The 17,540-nt window shown below is 65.1% G+C and carries 15 protein-coding genes; 12 read left to right on the forward strand and 3 right to left on the reverse strand.

What is annotated here, in order from left to right; translation table 11 throughout:
* Positions 1–7: 7 nt before the first annotated feature.
* The 11 genes from ACQKPS_RS25965 (at position 8) to ACQKPS_RS26015 (ending at position 13,149) form a co-directional block, all read left to right on the forward strand.
* On the forward strand, positions 8–1,132 hold the full coding sequence (locus ACQKPS_RS25965; RefSeq protein WP_427606102.1) for an FAD-dependent oxidoreductase: 1,125 nt from the start codon (positions 8–10) through the stop codon (positions 1,130–1,132).
* 85 nt (positions 1,133–1,217) lie between these two features.
* Positions 1,218–2,888 (forward strand): DUF1302 domain-containing protein, encoded by a 1,671-nt coding sequence (locus ACQKPS_RS25970; protein ID WP_427606104.1) that lies wholly within the window; start codon positions 1,218–1,220, stop codon positions 2,886–2,888.
* 14 nt (positions 2,889–2,902) lie between these two features.
* A complete protein-coding gene (locus ACQKPS_RS25975; protein ID WP_427606106.1) occupies positions 2,903–4,270 on the forward strand; it encodes a DUF1329 domain-containing protein in 1,368 nt (455 codons plus the stop codon).
* Between the two features lie 54 nt (positions 4,271–4,324).
* Positions 4,325–5,386, forward strand: coding sequence for a WD40/YVTN/BNR-like repeat-containing protein (locus ACQKPS_RS25980; RefSeq protein ID WP_427606108.1), 1,062 nt, complete (start codon positions 4,325–4,327; stop codon positions 5,384–5,386).
* 3 nt (positions 5,387–5,389) lie between these two features.
* A complete protein-coding gene (locus ACQKPS_RS25985) occupies positions 5,390–7,855 on the forward strand; it encodes an efflux RND transporter permease subunit (protein WP_427606109.1) in 2,466 nt (821 codons plus the stop codon).
* Positions 7,845–9,035: an MFS transporter gene (locus ACQKPS_RS25990; protein WP_427606111.1), complete on the forward strand. Its 1,191-nt coding sequence runs from the start codon at positions 7,845–7,847 to the stop codon at positions 9,033–9,035. The genes ACQKPS_RS25985 and ACQKPS_RS25990 overlap by 11 nt, the downstream gene beginning before the upstream one ends.
* Positions 9,032–9,805, forward strand: coding sequence for an SDR family NAD(P)-dependent oxidoreductase (locus tag ACQKPS_RS25995; RefSeq protein ID WP_427606113.1), 774 nt, complete (start codon positions 9,032–9,034; stop codon positions 9,803–9,805). The genes ACQKPS_RS25990 and ACQKPS_RS25995 overlap by 4 nt, the downstream gene beginning before the upstream one ends.
* Before the next feature lie 11 nt (positions 9,806–9,816).
* On the forward strand, positions 9,817–10,389 hold the full coding sequence (locus ACQKPS_RS26000) for a cupin domain-containing protein (RefSeq protein WP_254485124.1): 573 nt from the start codon (positions 9,817–9,819) through the stop codon (positions 10,387–10,389).
* Complete coding sequence (locus tag ACQKPS_RS26005; protein WP_427606116.1) at positions 10,386–11,378, forward strand: fumarylacetoacetate hydrolase family protein; 993 nt, start codon at positions 10,386–10,388, stop codon at positions 11,376–11,378. Before ACQKPS_RS26000 ends, ACQKPS_RS26005 begins: the two co-directional genes overlap by 4 nt.
* A complete protein-coding gene (locus ACQKPS_RS26010) occupies positions 11,369–12,355 on the forward strand; it encodes an NAD-dependent epimerase/dehydratase family protein (protein ID WP_427606118.1) in 987 nt (328 codons plus the stop codon). Before ACQKPS_RS26005 ends, ACQKPS_RS26010 begins: the two co-directional genes overlap by 10 nt.
* A complete protein-coding gene (locus tag ACQKPS_RS26015; RefSeq protein ID WP_427606120.1) occupies positions 12,352–13,149 on the forward strand; it encodes a cyclase family protein in 798 nt (265 codons plus the stop codon). Before ACQKPS_RS26010 ends, ACQKPS_RS26015 begins: the two co-directional genes overlap by 4 nt.
* Positions 13,150–13,165: 16 nt before the next feature.
* Here the strand turns inward: ACQKPS_RS26015 and ACQKPS_RS26020 are convergent, their stop codons facing one another.
* The 3 genes from ACQKPS_RS26020 to ACQKPS_RS26030 form a co-directional block, all read right to left on the reverse strand.
* Positions 13,166–14,020, reverse strand: a complete 855-nt coding sequence (locus ACQKPS_RS26020; protein WP_427606122.1) for a LysR family transcriptional regulator — start codon at positions 14,018–14,020, stop codon at positions 13,166–13,168.
* Between the two features lie 128 nt (positions 14,021–14,148).
* On the reverse strand, positions 14,149–15,477 hold the full coding sequence (locus tag ACQKPS_RS26025; RefSeq protein WP_427606124.1) for an MFS transporter: 1,329 nt from the start codon (positions 15,475–15,477) through the stop codon (positions 14,149–14,151).
* Positions 15,478–15,558: 81 nt separating this feature from the next.
* Positions 15,559–16,536, reverse strand: a complete 978-nt coding sequence (locus tag ACQKPS_RS26030; protein WP_427606126.1) for a hydroxyacid dehydrogenase — start codon at positions 16,534–16,536, stop codon at positions 15,559–15,561.
* 225 nt (positions 16,537–16,761) lie between these two features.
* Between ACQKPS_RS26030 and ACQKPS_RS26035 the strand changes: the two genes are divergently transcribed.
* Positions 16,762–17,439, forward strand: a complete 678-nt coding sequence (locus ACQKPS_RS26035) for an RraA family protein (protein WP_427606128.1) — start codon at positions 16,762–16,764, stop codon at positions 17,437–17,439.
* Positions 17,440–17,540: the final 101 nt, after the last annotated feature.

Genomic DNA, 17,540 nt, shown 5'->3' on the forward strand with positions numbered 1-17,540 from the left:
ACATGCCATGAATTCTGTGAACAACGTGCTGATCGTGGGCGGCGGGATTGGCGGGCTGTGCGCCGCCATCGCCCTTCGCCGCAAGGGTATCGCCGTCGACCTGGTCGAGCTGAAGACTGAATGGACCGTCTACGGTGTCGGCATCATCCAGCAAAGCAATGTGGTGCGCGAGATGCACCGCCTGGGCCTGCTCGATGCCTATCTCGACGCGGCCTACGCCTTTGAAGACGTGGCCATCTATACCACCGAAGGCCAGCAGTTGGCGCGCATCCCCGGGCAGCGCCTGGCCGGCCCGGATTACCCGGCCAACGTCGGTATCTCACGCCGTGCCCTGCACAAGGTGCTGAGCGAAACTGCCATCGAACTGGGCACCCAGATACGCCTGGGCACTTCGGTGGAGCGCTTCGAGCAGGACGACAGCGCAGTAAATGTGCTGTTCAGCGACGGTAGCCACGGCCGGTATGGGCTGATGGTCGGCGCCGACGGGTTGTTCTCGAAGGTGCGCGGTTTGCTGTTCGGTGACCGCTATCAACCGCGCTTCACCGGCCAGTCGGTGTGGCGCTACAACTTCCCGCGGGCTGCCGGCATCGACCACCTGGCCAACTACCAGGGGCCTTCGGGCAACGCCGGCCTGGTGCCGCTGGCCGATGACCTGATGTATCTGTTCACCACCTCCCATGAGCCGGGCAACCCGTGGATGCAACCCGCCACCCTGGCCGACGGCCTGCGCCAGCGCCTGGCCGGTTTCGGCGGGCTGATCGGCGAGTTGCGCGGGCAGATCGTCGACAGCGCCGACGTGGTCTACAAGCCGCTGGAAGCAGTGTTCGTCGATGAGCCCTGGTACCGCGGCCGCGTGCTGCTGATCGGCGATGCCGCACATGCCACCACGCCGCACCTGGGGCAGGGCGCCGGCATGGCCATCGAAGACGCGGTGGTGCTGGCCGAAGAGCTTACCGCTGGGGGCCACCTGGAGGCGCAACTGCAGCGCTTCATGGCCCGGCGTTTCGAGCGTTGCAAGTACATCAGCGAGATGTCCCTGCTGGCCGGCGAGAAGGAAGTCCAGCGCGATCCGTCGTTCGACCGCATCGGCCTGGTCAAGCAGATGCTGGAGGTCACTGCGCGCCCCATCTGATGCTGCGAATCCGGCGCTGCCTGCCTGGCTGGCGCCAGCTCACACGCCAACACCGACGCACAATAACAAGAATGAGGAAACCCCGATGTTGACTCGCAAAGGAGCACTCGCACGGCCATTGCCGTCGCTCAAACCCATCAGCCTGGCGTTGTTCGCGCTGGCCGCCGGCCAGGCCCAGGCCTTCGAATTTGCCACCGGCAACCCTGACCTGCGCGTGCGCTGGGACAACACCCTGAAGTACAGCGCCGCCTGGCGTACCCAGGATGCCAGCAGCAAGCTCACCGAGGGCCAGACCGCGCTGAACCTGGATGACGGCGACCGCAATTTCGACAAGGGCCTGATCTCCAACCGCCTGGACCTGCTGTCGGAGCTTGACATCACCTACCACGACATCGGGGCGCGGGTCAGCGGCGCGGCCTGGTACGACGATGTCTACAACCGGGGCACCGACAACAACGACCCCAGCCGTGCCAACAGCTACTCGGTGGACTACGACGCATTCACCGACGACACCCGCACGCTGCACGGGCGCAAGGGCGAGTTGCTTGATGCCTTCATCTTCGGCAAGACCGAAATCGGCGACATGCCGCTGTCCGGCCGCCTGGGGCAATACGCCATGCAGTGGGGCGAAAGCCTGTTCTACGGCATGAACGGCATCGCCGGGGGCATGGCGCCGGTAGACGTGGTCAAGGGCCTGTCGGTGCCCAATACCCAGTTCAAGGAACTGATCCGCCCGGTGCAGCAGATTTCCGGGCAGTTGCAGCTGACCCCGGATGTCTCGGTGGGGGCCTACTACCAGTTCGAATGGGAGGCCAACCGCCTGCCAGCGGCGGGCAGCTACTTCTCCACCGACGATTTCTTCGGCGAGGGTGCAGAGCGCATGTTCGTCGGCTCGCCCGTGTTCCCCGGCGGCCAGCCACTGGCGTTCTTCCATGGCAATGACAAGGAAGCCAAAGACTCGGGGCAGGGCGGCCTGCAAGTGCGTTGGCGCACCGAGACTGTCGACTGGGGCGTGTATGCCATTCGCTTCCACGACAAATCGCCGCAGCTCAACGTGCGCCCTGATTTCGCCAGCCTCGACCCGGTCAGCGGCAAGGCCGGCGAGTTCTACTGGGTGTACCCCGAAGGCATCGAGGCGCTTGGTGCCAGCTTCTCCACCACCTTGGGCAACTTCAACCTCGCGGGGGAATTGTCCACGCGCTGGAATCAGCCACTGGCTTCAACCAACCAGCATGCCTTGGCCGTTGGCGAGGTGATCGACAATGACGATAACCCCGTATACGCCACTGGCCGCACCCTGCACGCCAACTTCTCCTGGCTGGCCAGCCTGGAGCCGAACTTCATCGCTGCCGAATCGAGCTTCCTCGGCGAGATCGCCTGGAACCGGGTGATGAGCGTGAGCAAGAACGCCGACGCCGTCGACCCCAATGCCGACCGCGACGCCACCAGCCTGCGCCTGGTGTTCGAGCCAATGTACCGGCAGTTCCTGCCGGGCCTCGACCTCTCGGTACCGCTCGGCGCGAGCTACACCAACGGTGCTTCGATGGCGCTGGGCACCGGCTTTGGCACCGATCACGGCGGCGACCTCAACATCGGCCTGAAGGGCAACTACCTCAATACCTGGAACCTGGGCTTGACCTACACGCACTACTACGGCCCGGAAAACACCTTCCTCGACGCCGACAACCACTACACCTTCGAACAGTCGCTCAAAGACCGCGACTTCATCGCCTTCACCGTCAGCCGCACCTTCTGACCGAGGACTACCCGATGAAACACAACAATAAAGTCGTTTCCCTGTTCACTGCCCTGAGTGCCTCGCTGCTGTTCGCCCAAGGCGCCTGTGCCGCAGTGAGCGCCGAACAGGCGGCCACCCTCAAGACCACCCTGACCCCGCTCGGTGGCGAGCGCGCCGGCAACGCCGACGGCAGCATCCCGGCCTGGAACGGCGGTTACACCAAGGCCGATCCGGCTTACAAAGAGGGCGGCAAGCGCGGCGACCCGTTCGCCAGCGACAAGCCGCTGCTGACCATCACCGCGCAGAATCTGGGGCAATATGCCGACAAGCTGACCCCCGGCATCCAGGCGATGCTCAGGAAGTACCCGGACAGCTATCGGCTGGACGTATACCCGACTCACCGCAGCGCGGCTGCGCCGCAATCGGTCTATGACGCCACGTTCGCCAATGCCACCAGCGGCAAGCTGGTGGACGGCCCTGCCGGCCCCATGCCCGAGGGCGCGGCCGGAGGCATCCCGTTCCCGATCCCGGCCAATGGCGTGGAAGCCATGTGGAACCACCTGCTGCGTTGGCGTGGCGCTTCGTGGCACGCCAGTTTCAACCAGTATCTGACCACTGCCGACGGCAAGCATGTGTTGACCAACGACTCGCGCGCCGACCTGCAGATGCCCTGGTATCTGCCAGGCGGCGCTGGCGACAAGGGCGTGTTCTGGTCCATTCGCATGACCAACGACGGCCCGCCATTGCGCGCCGGCGAGGCCATCACCGGGCTGGAAAACCTCAACGCCGAAAAGGCCGCCGTGTGGACCTACCTGCCGGGCCAGCGCCGCGTGCGCCGCCTGCCCAACGCCTGCTGCGACACGCCGACGCCGGCCACGGCCGGGGTCATGAGTTTCGATGAGTTGTACGTGTTCAACGGGCGCCTGGACCGCTTCGACTGGAAGCTGGTGGGCAAGAAGGAAATGTATATCCCTTACAACGCCAACAAGGTGTTCACCGCCGCCAGTGCCGAAGCGCTGCTCGACCCGCACCACCTCAACCCCGCGTCGATTCGTTGGGAGTTGCACCGCGTGTGGGTGGTCGAGGCGACCCTGAAACAGGGCCAGCGCCATGTGATGCCGCGCAGCACCTACTACCTCGACGAGGACACCTGGGCCGCCGTGCTGGGTGAGCGCTACGACGCCCGCGACCAGTTGGCCAAGGTGGTCTGGACCTCGCCCGTGGTGCTGCCGGACTTGCCGGGTGTGGTGACCCTCACCAACGGTTTCTACGACCTGCTCTCTGGCGCCTGGTTCGCCGGTGACCTGTTCGCCGGCAAAAGCGAGCAATACCGCATCGTGCCGCCGTACAAGGACTCAGTGTTCACCGCTGACGCCATGGCAGGCGAGGGTGTGCGCTGAGCAGGCGCCTTGTGCCCAGGCTTTACAGACAACAAGAACAAAAGGTTGCGTGCGATGAACAAGATGCTCTATGGCTGGCTGCTGGCAGCCTGTTGCGGACTGCCCACGGTCTTTGCCGGGGATGGCGTGGAAGTGCTCTCGCAGCCCGCGGTGCAGGGCGCCCAGGCCCTGAATGCGGTGTTGCAGGATGTGACGCTGGCCGGCGCGCGGCTGGTGGCAGTGGGCGAGCGTGGCGTGGTGCTGCTGTCCGACGACAACGGCAAGCGCTGGCGCCAGGCCATGGGCGTACCGGTCAGTGTCAGCCTGACCGCAGTGCAGTTCGTCGACGCACGGCAAGGCTGGGCGGTTGGCCATGCCGGCGTGGTGCTGCACAGCGAGGATGCTGGCGAGCATTGGACCTTGCAGCTCGATGGCAAGCGTGCCGCTGCCCTCGAACGACAGGCGGCCGAGGCGTCAGCCGACCCACGGCGGTTGTCTGCCGCGCAACGGTTGCAGGCCGATGGCGCAGACAAGCCGCTGCTGGCGCTGAACTTCGCCGATGCCCGACACGGCATGGTCGTCGGCGCCTACGGGCTGGCCCTGAGTACCCAGGACGGCGGCCGCACTTGGAGTTCGAGCATGGGGCTGCTGCCGAATGAACGGGGGCTGCATCTGTATGCGCTGGCACGTCAGGGCTCCAGGTTGTACATCGCCGGTGAGCAGGGACTGTTGTTGCGTTCGGCTGATGGCGGCGCGCACTTCGAGGCGCTGCAAGGGCCGTATGACGGCAGCTATTTCGCTGGCACCGTGCTGCCCCAAGGCCGGTTGCTGGTGGGTGGCTTGCGGGGTTCGCTGTTCGCCTCCGATGACGGCGGTGACAGCTTCCAGGCGCTGGTCAACCCGTTGTCTGCATCGCTCAACGGCATGCGCGTCAGCGGCGGCCAGCTGCTGCTCGCCAACCAGGCGGGGATGCTGCTGCGCAGCGGTCTCGATGCCTTTGCCGCACAGCCCATGCCGGTCACCGAAGGCCTGCCGCTGACCGCAGCCACCACCGCTGCCGATGGCGCCATCATCGCGGTCGGCATGGCCGGTGCCCGCCGTCTGGACACTTCCTCACTTCCCACCACGACGGACTGAGCCATGCACGCCATGAATTCCCCTGCGCCCTCCAGCGGCCGTCTCGATGACTTCGACAGGTCGTCTGGCTCCTTGCTCGAGCGTGCGCTGTTCAACCACCGCGCGCTGGTCCTGCTGCTGTGCCTGGCAACGACCTTGCTGCTCGGTTGGCAGGCCACGCGCCTGACCCTCAACGCCAGCTTCGAGAAGATGACCCCGCGTGATCATCCGTTCATTCACAATTACCTGGAGCATCGCCACGAGCTTGCCGGCCTGGGCAACGCAGTGCGCATCGCCGTGGTCAACCCGCGCGGCAGCATTTATGACCAGGGCTACCTGCATAGCCTGCAACAGCTCAACGATGCGGTGTACCTGTTGCCCGGGGTGGACCGCGCGGCAATGAAATCGTTATGGACCCCGTCTACCCGCTGGACCGGGGTGACCGAGGAGGGCCTGGAAGGCGGCCCGGTGATCCCTGACGGTTATGACGGTGGGGTAGCGAGCCTGGCAGCGCTCAAGCGCAACATCGAGCGTTCCAACGAGATCGGTCAGTTGGTGGCCTTCGACCAGCGTTCGAGCATTCTCTATGTGCCCCTGCTGGCGCACACCCCTGACGGTCAGGCCTTGGACTACACAGCCTTCGCCCACCAGCTGGAGAACCTGCGTGAGCGCTTCCAGGCGCAGGGCGTGCAGATCCACATCACCGGTTTTGCCAAGGTAGCAGGCGACCTGATCGACGGGCTGCGGCAGATCCTGCTGTTCTTCGCCGCCGCCATCGCCATCACCGCCGTGGTGCTTTACGGGTATACCCGTTGCGTGCGCAGCACCGCGCTGGTGGTGGTGTGTTCACTGGTGGCGGTGATCTGGCAGCTTGGCCTGTTGCCGCTGCTAGGCTACGCGCTCGATCCGTACTCGGTGCTGGTGCCGTTTCTGGTGTTCGCCATCGGCATGAGCCACGGCGCGCAGAAGATGAATGGCATCATGCAGGACATCGGCCGTGGCATGCATCGCCTGGTGGCGGCGCGCTTCACGTTCCGCCGGCTGTTCCTCGCCGGGCTGACCGCGCTGCTGTGCGATGCCGTGGGGTTTGCCGTGCTGATGATCATCCAGATCCAGGTGATCCAGGACCTGGCCGTCATCGCCAGCCTGGGCGTGGCGGTGCTGATCTTCACCAATCTGATCCTGTTGCCGGTACTGCTCTCCTACGTTGGCGTCAGTGCCCAGGCGGCGCGGCGCAGCCTGCGTGCCGAACAGGCGCAGGCGAGCGGGGCGCGCAAGCATGCGCTGTGGCGTTTCCTCGACCTGTTCACCCAGCGCCGCTGGGCGGCTGGGTGCATCGCTGTGGCGGCGTTGCTGGCCGCTGGCGGCTATGCCGTGAGCTTGCACCTGAAGGTGGGTGATCTCGACGCGGGGGCCCCCGAGCTGCGCGCTGATTCGCGCTACAACCGCGACAATGCCTTCGTCACCCGGCATTACGGTGCCAGCAGCGATGTGTTCGCGGTGATGGTGCGCACCGCGCCCGGTGCCTGTTCGGCCTACGGGACGCTCAAGCGCGTGGATGATCTGGACTGGCAGCTGCGCGGCCTGCCAGGCGTGGACACGACCCATTCGTTGGCGCAGCTCAACCGCCAGGTGCTGGTCGGCCTCTCAGAAGGCAGCCCGAAGTGGTACGAACTGGTCGACAACCAGGCGACCCTGAACATGGTCACTGCCAATGCCCCCCGCGGCCTGTACAACGACGATTGCAGCCTGCTGACACTCTACGCCTACCTCACCGACCACAAGGCCGACACCCTGTCGCGTGTGGTGGACAGTGTCCAGGCGTTCGCCTTGGCCAACGACAGCGAGCAGGCCAGCTTTCTCATGGCAGCTGGCAGCGCGGGCATCGAGGCTGCTACCAACCAGGTGGTGAAACAGGCCAACCGCGACATGCTCTGGTGGGTCTATGGCGCCGTGATTCTGCTGTGCCTGGTGACTTTCCGTTCCTGGCGTGCGGTGCTCTGCGCGGTATTGCCGTTGGTGCTCACCTCGATACTTTGCGAAGCGCTGATGGTCGCGCTGGGCATTGGCGTGAAGGTGGCGACCCTGCCGGTGATCGCCCTGGGCGTCGGCATCGGCGTGGATTACGCGTTGTACGTGATGAGCATCGTGCTGGCCCAGCTGCGCCAGGGTGCGAGCCTGTCCGAGGCCTATTACCGCGCGCTGCTGTTCACCGGCAAGGTGGTCATGCTGACCGGCATCACCCTGGCCATTGGCGTCGGCACGTGGATGTTCTCGCCGATCAAGTTCCAGGCCGACATGGGCGTGCTGCTGGCCTTCATGTTCGTCTGGAACATGGTCGGCGCGCTGATCCTGCTGCCGGCACTGGCGTATTTCCTCCTACCGCAACGCCAGGCGTGTGCGCACCGGGCTGCGACGCCTGAACCCACCCTGCAGCTTGAACAGGACACCCGTTTTAGCTCGCTCAAGGAGATGAGCCATGGCCGTTGAACGCACTGTTAGCAGCGCCCAGGCCGGGCTGCTGCTGTTTGGCAGCTGCCTGCCGGTATTGGGTGCGGTGTTGATCGCGCCAGTACTGCCACGCATGCAGGCACATTTTGCCGAGACCCCGGGCGTTGCCGTGCTGGTGCCGGTGGCGTTGACCCTGCCGGCACTGATGATCGCCTTGCTGGCGCCTCTGGCGGGAGTCCTGGCGGACCGTGTCGGGCGGCGCCCGTTGCTGCTGGCAAGCATGCTGCTGTACAGCCTGTGCGGGGTGTTGCCGTTGTGGCTGGATACGCTTGGCCTGATCGTCGCCAGCCGCGCCGGTATCGGCTTGGCGGAAGCCGGCATCATGACCTGCTGTACCACGCTGATGGGTGACTACTTCGACGGCCAGCGCCGGGAGCGGCTGTTTGCCTTGCAGATGGTGGTCACCTCGTTGTCGGCGGCGTTGTTCATGGGGGTGGGTGGCGCGCTGGGCGAGAGCGACTGGCGCACGCCGTTCGCACTCTATGCCGTGGGCGTGCTGTGCCTGCCGCTGATGGCCATGCTGCTGTGGGAACCGCGTGCCGCTGCCGTCGCGCCCGCAGCGACGATTGGCGATGGCTTTCCATGGGCTGCCCTGGCTCCGCTGTACCTGCTCACCGCAGTAGCCGGCATCAGCCTGTTCATCGTGCCGGTACAGGCCGGCTATGTGTTGCAGTTGCTGCATGTCGATGCGCCCCGGCAAGTGGGCCTGGCCATGGGCGCCAACCAGCTCGGTGTGTTGGCCGGCGCCCTGGCTTTTCGCTTGCTGGCACGTCTGCCGGCGAGTTGGCTGCTGGCCCTGGGTTTCGCCACGGCCGGGGCCGGCGGAGGCCTGCTGGCGCTGGCCAGCAGCCACGCCCTGGTGGTGGTGGCTGTGCTGGTCAACGGCCTGGGCGTTGGCCTGTTGCTGCCGACGCTGATCACCCGGGTGATGCAGCAGGTCGGCTTCGCCCAACGCGGCCGTGCTACGGGTGGGTTCACCGCAGCGATCTTCGCCGGTGAATTCCTCAGCCCCTTGCTGGTGCTGGCATTGACGGCTGGCGTGGCGGCGCAACTGCCCCACGCGCTGTTGCTGGTTGCCGTGGGGCAACTGGTGCTGGCGCCGGCGTGCCTGGTGCTGATGCGCCGTGGGCGTGCAGCGGTAATGGCAGGTGCCCGATGAGCGCGCTGTTCTCTCTGGTTGGCAAAACCGCCCTCATTACCGGTGCCACCCGTGGCATCGGCCTGGCCATTGCGCGTGAATACGGGCGCGCCGGTGCGCGCATCGCCATCAGCAGCGAGAGTGCCGAGGGCTGCGCCCTGGCCCTGGCGCAATTGGCGCAGGAGGGCATCGAGGCCATCGCCCTGGTCGCCGACCTACGCGACGCCGTGGCCGTGCAGCGTCTGGCGGAGCGTTGCCTGGCGCACTTCGGGCGGCTCGATGCGCTGGTGTGCAATGCCGGTGTCGCACCGCACCTTGGGCCCCTGGCCAGTGCGGACGATGCCGACTGGGAGCTGACCTTCACCGTCAACCTGCGCAGTGCCGTGTGGCTGACCAGTGCCTTGTTGCCTGCCATGGCCGATGGCGGTGGCGGCAGCGTGGTGCTGATGGCCAGCATTGCCGGCGTGCGCGGTAACAAGAGCCTTGGTCTGTACGGGCTGTCGAAAGCCGGCCTGGCGCAACTGGCGCGCAACCTGGCGGTGGAGTGGGGGCCGGCGAACATTCGGGTCAATGCCATCAGCCCGGGCGTCATCGACACCGAGTTCGCCCGCCCATTGACCGACAACCCCGAGGTATTGCAGCGCCGCCTGGCCCTGACGCCGTTGCGTCGGGTCGGTCGCCCGGAGGAAGTGGCGGCCCTGGCGATGCTGCTGGCGGCGCCGGGTGGCGCGTTCATCAGCGGACAGAATCTTATTGTCGACGGTGGCACGACCATCGGCGACGGCAACTGAAAGGAGACAACATGCAAGCACTTCCTGCATTCAAACGCGTGGTCACTGGCCACGATGCCCAAGGCCAGGCGGTTGTGGCCAGCTGCGGCCCGACGCCGAACAACTTCCCGCTCAAGGCGGTACCCGGCACGCTGTTTCATGAGGTATGGAACAGCAGCGCCAGCCCGGCGCTGCTGGATAACGGCGATGACCCTACGGCCCAGCCCCTGCAACTGAGCCCGGGTCCGCTGGGCAGCGTGATCCGGGTGGTCGATATCCCACCGGACAGCGTGCAGAATCAGGTCAGCGCCGAAGCGGCAGCGGCTGTCTTTGCCGAGATCGGCGAAGCCAGTGCCGGGACCGGCAAGGCCGATTCGCGGCATAAACTGATGCACCGCACCCAGACGCTGGACTATGGCATCGTCACCGAGGGCGAAGTCTGGCTGGTGCTGGATGACGGTGAGGTGCACCTCAAGCGCGGCGACATCGTGGTCCAGCGTGGAACCAACCACGCCTGGAGCAACCGCAGCGAGCAGATGGCGCGAATGGTCTTCATCCTGCTCGACGGCCGCTATGCCGACGAGCTCAAGGCGTTGCTGCCATGAAGCTCGCGTCGCTTGACGATGGCAGCCGTGACGGCCGGCTGCTGGTGGTGGCGCGTGACCTTGGACGGGCCGTCGATGCCAGCGGCATCGCGGCCACCTTGCAGCTTGCGCTGGAACATTGGCCGCAGGTCGAAGCCCGCTTGCAGGCGCTGTACCAGCGGCTCAACGACAACCGGGTGGCGGAGGCCTTCGAACTCGACCTGACGCGCCTGGCCGCGCCCCTGCCGCGCGCCAGTCAGTGGCTGGACGGCTCCTGCTTCCTCAGCCATGGCGAGCTGATGCAGAAAGCCTTCAACCTCGAGCCGATCGAGGGCGTCGAGCATACGCCGCTGATCTATCAAGGGGCCAGTGATGACTTCCTCGGGGCGCGTGCGGACATCCCGTTGCCCAGCGAAGCACACGGTATCGATTTCGAGGGTGAGTTTGCCGTGCTGCTCGATGATGTGCCCATGGGCTGCCCCGCCGAGCAGGCCTTGCAGCATGTGCGCCTGGTGCTGCAACTCAACGATGTCAGCCTGCGTGCGCTGGCACCGCGGGAAATGAAGACCGGTTTCGGCTTCCTCCAGGCCAAACCCGCTACCAGCGTTGCGCCGGTCGCGGTGACCCCGGATGAGCTAGGAGAGGCCTGGCGCGATGGCCGGGTGCATCTGCCGTTGCGGGTGGAATGGAACGGCGAGTGGTTTGGCCATCCCCATGGCGGCGCCATGCACTTTGGCTTTCACCAGTTGATTGCGCATGCGGCGCTGACGCGGCGCTTGAGTGCCGGCACGCTGGTCGGCTCCGGGACGGTTTCCAATGCCGATCGTAGCGTAGGGTCGGCGTGTATCGCCGAGCGCCGCGCCATTGAAACCATCGCCAGCGGAGCTCCTCGCACGGCCTTCATGCGCTTTGGCGACCGCATACGCATGGAAGCCCGTGGTTCCCAGGGCGAAGTGCTGTTCGGTGCGATCGATCAGTGTGTCGTACAGGGAGGGTGGCCATGCGCGTAATGGTCACGGGTGCCAACGGCTTCGTCGGTCGCCAGCTGGTGCAGCGCCTGTTGCAGGCGGGTCACGTGCGCGGACAGCGAATCGAAGCGTTGCTGGTGTTGGACCAGACACTCGACGGCTTGCCCGAGGATCCCCGGCTGCGCTGCCACCACGGCAGTGTGACCGACGCCGCCTTGCTGCGCCGGGTGCTGGCCGATGGGGTCGATGTGGTCTTCCACCTGGTCAGTGTGCCCGGTGGTGCTGCCGAGACGCAGTACGAGCTGGGCTATCAGGTAAACCTGCAGGCCAGCCTGGAGCTGCTCGACCAGCTGCGCAACCCATGCTGTCCACCCGTGTTGGTGTACGCCAGCAGTGTCGCGGTGTATGGCGGCGAATTGCCGGCGCGGATGGATGAAGACCAGCCGGCTTCACCGCAGCTGTCCTACGCGGCGCACAAGCGCATGGTGGAAATCGCCCTGCAGGACCTGGCCCGACGCGGCGAGGTCGATGGCCGCGCATTGCGGCTGCCCGGTATCGTCGCCCGGCCGCGACAGCCCAACGGTTTGCGCTCGGCGTTCATGAGCGACCTGCTGCATGCCTATGCGGCAGGGGAGGCCTACACCTGCCCGGTTTCAGCCGACGCGTGTGCCTGGTGGATGTCGGCGCGCTGCTGCGTGGACAACCTGCTGCACGCAGCAGAACTGGACGCCCCAGGCAGCCAGCGCGTCTGGCAACTGCCAGTGCTGCATTTGTCCGTTGCCCAGGTACTGGCTGGCCTGGCCGAGCGTTTCGGCGAGGCCAGCCTCGCGCGCATCAGCTTCGACCCTGATCCGCAGCTCCAGGCCCTGTTTGGTTGCTATCCGCCACTGCGCAGCCGGCTGGCGCGCGAACTGGGCTTTTGCCATGACGGTTCGGTAGCCGGCCTGCTGCGCAACGCCCTTGACCTGCCAACGCGGCGCAGCCGAAGCGTGGCCATTCGCAAAGGATTCATCGCATGACCCTGAACAAGCGTCGCCTGCTGGACCTGTCCGTGACCCTGGACAACAACCCTTATACCGATCCGCCGCCGCTGCTGCCGAAGATCGACTACATGGATCACCAACAAGGCTGGCCGGAGATGGCAACGATGTTCCCCGGGCTGCGCAAGGAGGACCTGCCGGGGGCCGAGGCCTGGGCTGCGGAGCGCCTGCAGATCACCACCCACAGCGGTACGCACATGGATGCGCCTTGGCACTATGCCTCGACTACCGACCATGGCAAACCGGCGTTCGGCATCGACGAACTGCCGCTGGAGTGGTGCCTGCAGCCGGGCGTCAAGCTGGACTTTCGCGACCTGGCGGATGGTCACGTGGTCACGGCCGCTGAGGTCGAGGCCGAGCTTGCTCGCATCGGTCATTCATTGCAGCCGTTGGACATCGTGCTGGTGAATACGCGGGCCGGCCGCCTGTTCGGCCAGCCCGGCTACCTGGAGGCCGGGGTCGGTATGGGCCGGGAAGCGACGCTGTACCTGCTGGAACGCGGGGTAAGGGTGGTTGGCACGGATGCCTGGAGCTGGGACGCGCCGTTCACGTACACCCGTGAGCGTTTCACTGCAACGGGCGATGCCTCGCTTGTCTGGGAGGGGCACAAGGCCGGGCGCGACATCGGTTATGGGCAGATGGAGAAGCTGGCCAATCTGGAGCAACTGCCGGCGAACGGGTTCCTGGTCAGCTGTTTCCCCTACAAGATCCGCCATGCTTCTGCCGGTTTTGTCCGCGCAGTAGCGATCTTCGATGAGGCGACAGCGCCCTAGTCTTAGGGGAGAGCGCCTAGCGCCCCAGCAGTTGCCCCACCAGCCACTGCCCGGCGGGCCCCAGCGCCCGCTGGCGCGACCAGGCCACATCCATGGCCACCCGCCGCGGGTAGCCGGCCATGGGCAGCTCCACCAGGCCACTGCCGAAGCGCGCCACCAGCGCCTTGGGCAGTTCGGCCCAGCCGAAGCCGCGCACGGCGAACTCCAGCAAGGTCAGGTAGTCCGGTGCCGACCAGGCCTGGCCGTGGCCATGGGGCAGGCTTGCAGCGTAGGTCTTGATGTACAGCTGGCGCGCGTTCTCCAGGTGCTCTGGCTGTAACGCCGGCAGCTTCGCCAGCGGGTGTTCGCTGCTGGCATACAAGCAGAACTCCGCCTGCTCGGGCAGGCGTGCCACGCTGACATCGGCCGGGTAACGGTCCTGTGCGGCGAGGATGCCGATATGCGCCAGGCCTTGTTGCACCAGGTCGATCACGTCGGCGTCTTCCGAGGGGCCGCAGCGCAGTTCGGTGTGCGGGTAATGCTCGGCGAAGCGGCCCATCGCCGCGCCCTGGAAGGTGACGCTGTAACTGTCCGACATGACCACTGATACCAGCGGTTCCACCTGGTCAGCCAGGCGCACGGCCAAGGCATCCAGTTTGGCGCTGGCATCGAGGATCGCCTCGACGTGCTTGAGTACCTGATGGCCGGCGGCATTGAGCGTGGGGTGGCGACCGGCACGGTCGAACAGCGGGCAACCGATGTCGGCTTCGAAGTTGGCGATGGCGATGCTGATGGTCGACTGGCTTTTGCGCAGTTTGCGTGCGGCGGCGGAGAAAGAGCCGAGGGCAGCGGCTTCGACAAAGGCGAGGAGGGCTTCGGGGGAATAGCGCATGGGTATCGATAAAAACCATGAAGAATGGCCATGAGTATCGAACCGGTCAACGTGCGAGGCAAGCATACGCTTGGGCGATGACCACGTTCCTTTGCAGAAGGTGGCCATCGCAGCGCTGTGGCCAGGGCTTACTTCACGCTTGCCACGCTAGCGGCTTCAGCCTGTTCGCGCTGGCGCTTGCGGCCGATCACCAATACCCCCATGGCGGCCAGGGCGCACAGTGTCGCGAGGGGCATCAATGCCAGTGCATAGCTGTTGGTGGCGTCGTGGATGGCACCGTAGACGTTGACCATCAGGCCGCCACCGATCAGGTTGGCCATCGCGCCGACGGCCGCCAGCCCGGCGGCTGCCGTGGACGACGACAGCCAGCCGGAGACCAGCGCCCAGAACGGCCCCTTCATCGAATAAGCGCCCACCAGCACCATTGTCAGCATCACGACCGTGGCCGGCAGCGAGGAGGTGAACAGGGTCATCAGCAGGCCAGCGGCGATCAGCAGCATGGTCATCGCAGTGTGCCAGCGGCGCTCACCGGTGCGGTCGGAGCTACGCCCCCAGATGATCATCGCAACCGAGGCGATGCCATACGGGATGGCATTGACCAGGCCGATCTCCATGGCACTGAGACCGAAGGTTTTCAGCAGTTGCGGCGCCCACACGCTCATGGTGCTGCCTGCGGCCGAAGCGCCCGAGTAGATCAACGCGAGTACCCAGATATCCTTGTGGCGCAGCAGTTTCCACAGCGAGATATGGCCGATGGCGGTCTTCTTGGCGGCCTCGCTGGCCAGCCGTTGGGTGAGCCAGCCGCGTTGCTCGTCGCTCAGCCACTTGGCCTGTTCGGGGCGGTCAGTCAGCACGAACAGGCAGGCGATGCCCAGCAGCACTGCCGGGATGCCCTCGAGAATGAACAGCCAGTGCCAACCGCGCATGCCCATCCAGCCATCCAGGCTCAGCAGCAGGCCCGACAGTGGCGAGCCGATGAAGTTGGCGGCCGGGATCGCCACCATGAACAGCGCCACCATGCGCGCACGGTAGGCCGACGGTAGCCAGTAGGTGAGGTAGAGCAACACGCCCGGGAAGAAGCCGGCCTCGGCGGCGCCCAACAGGAAGCGCATCACGTACAGCGAATTGGCGCCCTGGACGAACGCCGTGCCGGCAGAGATCAGGCCCCAGGTGATCATGATGCGGGCGATCCAGATCCGCGCGCCATACCGCTGCATGGCCAGGTTGCTGGGCACTTCAACCAGGAAATAAGAGAAGAAGAACAGGCTGCTGGCGAAACCGAAGACCTTGGCTGAGAGTTCCAGGTCCTGGTTCATCTGTAGCGAAGCCATGCCAATGTTGCCGCGATCGATGATCGCAATCAGGTAGCAGATGATCAGAAAAGGCAGCAGGCGCCAGGCAACACGGCGCATGGTGCTGCGTTCGAGATCGTCCGGCACGGATGTAGCTGAATTCATGGTGCTCTCCAATTGTTGTTTTTCTGGAGTGACGCGTGGTATCGGCGCCGCTTCTCGCAACGCGGCGCGAGAGGGCTGCAATCAGCTGTCGATCAGGTGGCGGTTGACCACGCAACGCGGATCAAGGGCATTGCCCGCCAGGATATCCAGCACCTGCCTCACACAGACCAGGGCTACACGGTCACGGGCTTCGGTGGTGTTGGCGCCGACGTGTGGTGTGGCGACCAGGGTCGGCAAGCCCCACAGCGGGCTGTCGGCGGGTGGCGGCTCGGGGCTGAAGGTGTCCAGGCCCGCACCGGCAATGCGACGCTCGCTGAGTGCCTGTACCAGGGCGTCAGTGTCGATCAGCTCGCCACGGGCAGTGTTGATCAGGATGGCACCCGGACGCATGCGTGCCAGCTGGTCAGCGCCGATCAGGCCGTGATTGGTCTCGGTCAGCGGGCAGTGCAGGCTGATGATATCGCTTTCGGCCAGCAGGCGATCGAAATCTTCTTCGCGCTCGACATTGGCACGTGCCGGCAGTTGCTTGAGGTAAGGGTCGAACACCTTGACCTTCATGCGCAGCGGCGCCACCAGGTCCATCAGAATGCTGCCGATCGAACCCAGACCCACCAGGCCCAAGGTCTTGCCGGACAGCTCGATGCCGTTGGCCGACGCCTTGTCCCAGTGACCTTCACGCATGCGTGCATCGAGCAGGGCGGTTTGGCGGGCGACGCTGAACATCAGGGCAAAGGCATGCTCGGCCACTGACTGTGCGTTGGCACCCACTGCGATCGACACAGGTATCCCGTGCTCGGCAGCAGCCTGGATATCGATGGTGTTGAAGCCGACACCGTGCTTGGTGATCAGCTTCAGCTTGGTGCAGGCCTCGATCATGGCGCGGGTCAGGCTGCCCTGGCGAACCATGATGGCATCGGGCTGTTCCGCGCGAATGATGGCGACCAGCTCTTCTGCCGGCAGGTAGGGCGTGGTGGGGACCACCCTGAGGCCCTGGTCGGCGGCAAGTTGCATGGCCTCGGCGGCAAGTTCGGGGCCGGTAATCAGAATGGTACGGGACATCGTGAACACCTTCTTATTGTCAGGGCAGTCGCTGCAGCTCATGGGCGGCGATGGAATAAACCCTACCATAATGAAACGGCGTTGCAACAAAATAAATCGCATGCTCCATGTCGTACGTCTCATCGCCAAAAAAAGCGATTGAAAAAGTAATAATGCAATGCCATTCTAAAAAACAGATTCGGCGGCCGCCGATGACATCGAATAACATCAATAGAGGTATGTCACATGAGCATTGGCTTCCAAGTGCTTGAGCGCACGCGCAAAATTGGCGAAGAGTGGGTTGCACGCTACCGTGAGGTTCCGGTCGCCAACGTCAGCGACTCGATGAACCGCATGACGGCGGGCGGTGCCCGGCTGCGTCCAATGCACCGTGAAGGGGGGCTCTGCGGCCCGGCCCTCACCGTCAAGGCTCGCCCAGGTGACAACCTCATGCTGCACTATGCCCTCGACATCGCTCAGCCAGGCGACGTGATTGTGGTCGATGCCGGCGGGGACCTGACCAACGCCCTGATCGGCGAAATGATGGTGGCCTATGCCGTCAAACGCGGTGTGGCAGGCATCGTCATCAATGGCGCGATCCGTGATGCGGCCAATATCGGCGCGGGCGACTTCCCGCTGTTCGCCGCCGGTGTGTCGCACCGGGGCCCGTACAAGGACGGCCCGGGCGAGATCAACGTGCCGATTGCCATTGATGGTATGGTGATCGAGCCGGGCGACCTGGTGATCGGCGATGAGGACGGCCTGCTCTGCGTACCGTACGACCAGGTTGCCGAAGTCTATGCCCGGGCCACGGCCAAGCATGCTGCCGAAACCGCTCAGATGGAGCACATTGCCCAAGGTACCAACGACCGTTCCTGGGTCATTGAGTCCTTGAAGAAGAAAGGCTGCCTGCTGCCAGGCTGACCCAATAACCTGCTGCGCACCTTGCGATGGGGGGGCGCAGCAGGCGATGGACTGGCGCGGGTCTCATGAGGATTCGCAGACTTGACCGATTCACCGTCGTC

This window comes from Pseudomonas sp. NPDC086566 (assembly GCF_050280885.1).
In the GTDB taxonomy this organism is placed as follows: Bacteria; Pseudomonadota; Gammaproteobacteria; order Pseudomonadales; family Pseudomonadaceae; genus Aquipseudomonas; species Aquipseudomonas vlassakiae.

Excerpts from the sequence above, each read along its gene's own strand:
- ACQKPS_RS25965 (WP_427606102.1), top strand. The coding sequence starts at position 8 with ATGAATTCTGTGAACAACGTGCTGATCGTGGGCGGCGGGATTGGCGGG.
- ACQKPS_RS25970 (WP_427606104.1), top strand. The coding sequence starts at position 1,218 with ATGTTGACTCGCAAAGGAGCACTCGCACGGCCATTGCCGTCGCTCAAA.
- ACQKPS_RS25975 (WP_427606106.1), top strand. The coding sequence starts at position 2,903 with ATGAAACACAACAATAAAGTCGTTTCCCTGTTCACTGCCCTGAGTGCC.
- ACQKPS_RS25980 (WP_427606108.1), top strand. The coding sequence starts at position 4,325 with ATGAACAAGATGCTCTATGGCTGGCTGCTGGCAGCCTGTTGCGGACTG.
- ACQKPS_RS25985 (WP_427606109.1), top strand. The coding sequence starts at position 5,390 with ATGCACGCCATGAATTCCCCTGCGCCCTCCAGCGGCCGTCTCGATGAC.
- ACQKPS_RS25990 (WP_427606111.1), top strand. The coding sequence starts at position 7,845 with ATGGCCGTTGAACGCACTGTTAGCAGCGCCCAGGCCGGGCTGCTGCTG.
- ACQKPS_RS25995 (WP_427606113.1), top strand. The coding sequence starts at position 9,032 with ATGAGCGCGCTGTTCTCTCTGGTTGGCAAAACCGCCCTCATTACCGGT.
- ACQKPS_RS26000 (WP_254485124.1), top strand. The coding sequence starts at position 9,817 with ATGCAAGCACTTCCTGCATTCAAACGCGTGGTCACTGGCCACGATGCC.
- ACQKPS_RS26005 (WP_427606116.1), top strand. The coding sequence starts at position 10,386 with ATGAAGCTCGCGTCGCTTGACGATGGCAGCCGTGACGGCCGGCTGCTG.
- ACQKPS_RS26010 (WP_427606118.1), top strand. The coding sequence starts at position 11,369 with ATGCGCGTAATGGTCACGGGTGCCAACGGCTTCGTCGGTCGCCAGCTG.
- ACQKPS_RS26015 (WP_427606120.1), top strand. The coding sequence starts at position 12,352 with ATGACCCTGAACAAGCGTCGCCTGCTGGACCTGTCCGTGACCCTGGAC.
- ACQKPS_RS26020 (WP_427606122.1), bottom strand. The coding sequence starts at position 14,020 with ATGCGCTATTCCCCCGAAGCCCTCCTCGCCTTTGTCGAAGCCGCTGCC.
- ACQKPS_RS26025 (WP_427606124.1), bottom strand. The coding sequence starts at position 15,477 with ATGAATTCAGCTACATCCGTGCCGGACGATCTCGAACGCAGCACCATG.
- ACQKPS_RS26030 (WP_427606126.1), bottom strand. The coding sequence starts at position 16,536 with ATGTCCCGTACCATTCTGATTACCGGCCCCGAACTTGCCGCCGAGGCC.
- ACQKPS_RS26035 (WP_427606128.1), top strand. The coding sequence starts at position 16,762 with ATGAGCATTGGCTTCCAAGTGCTTGAGCGCACGCGCAAAATTGGCGAA.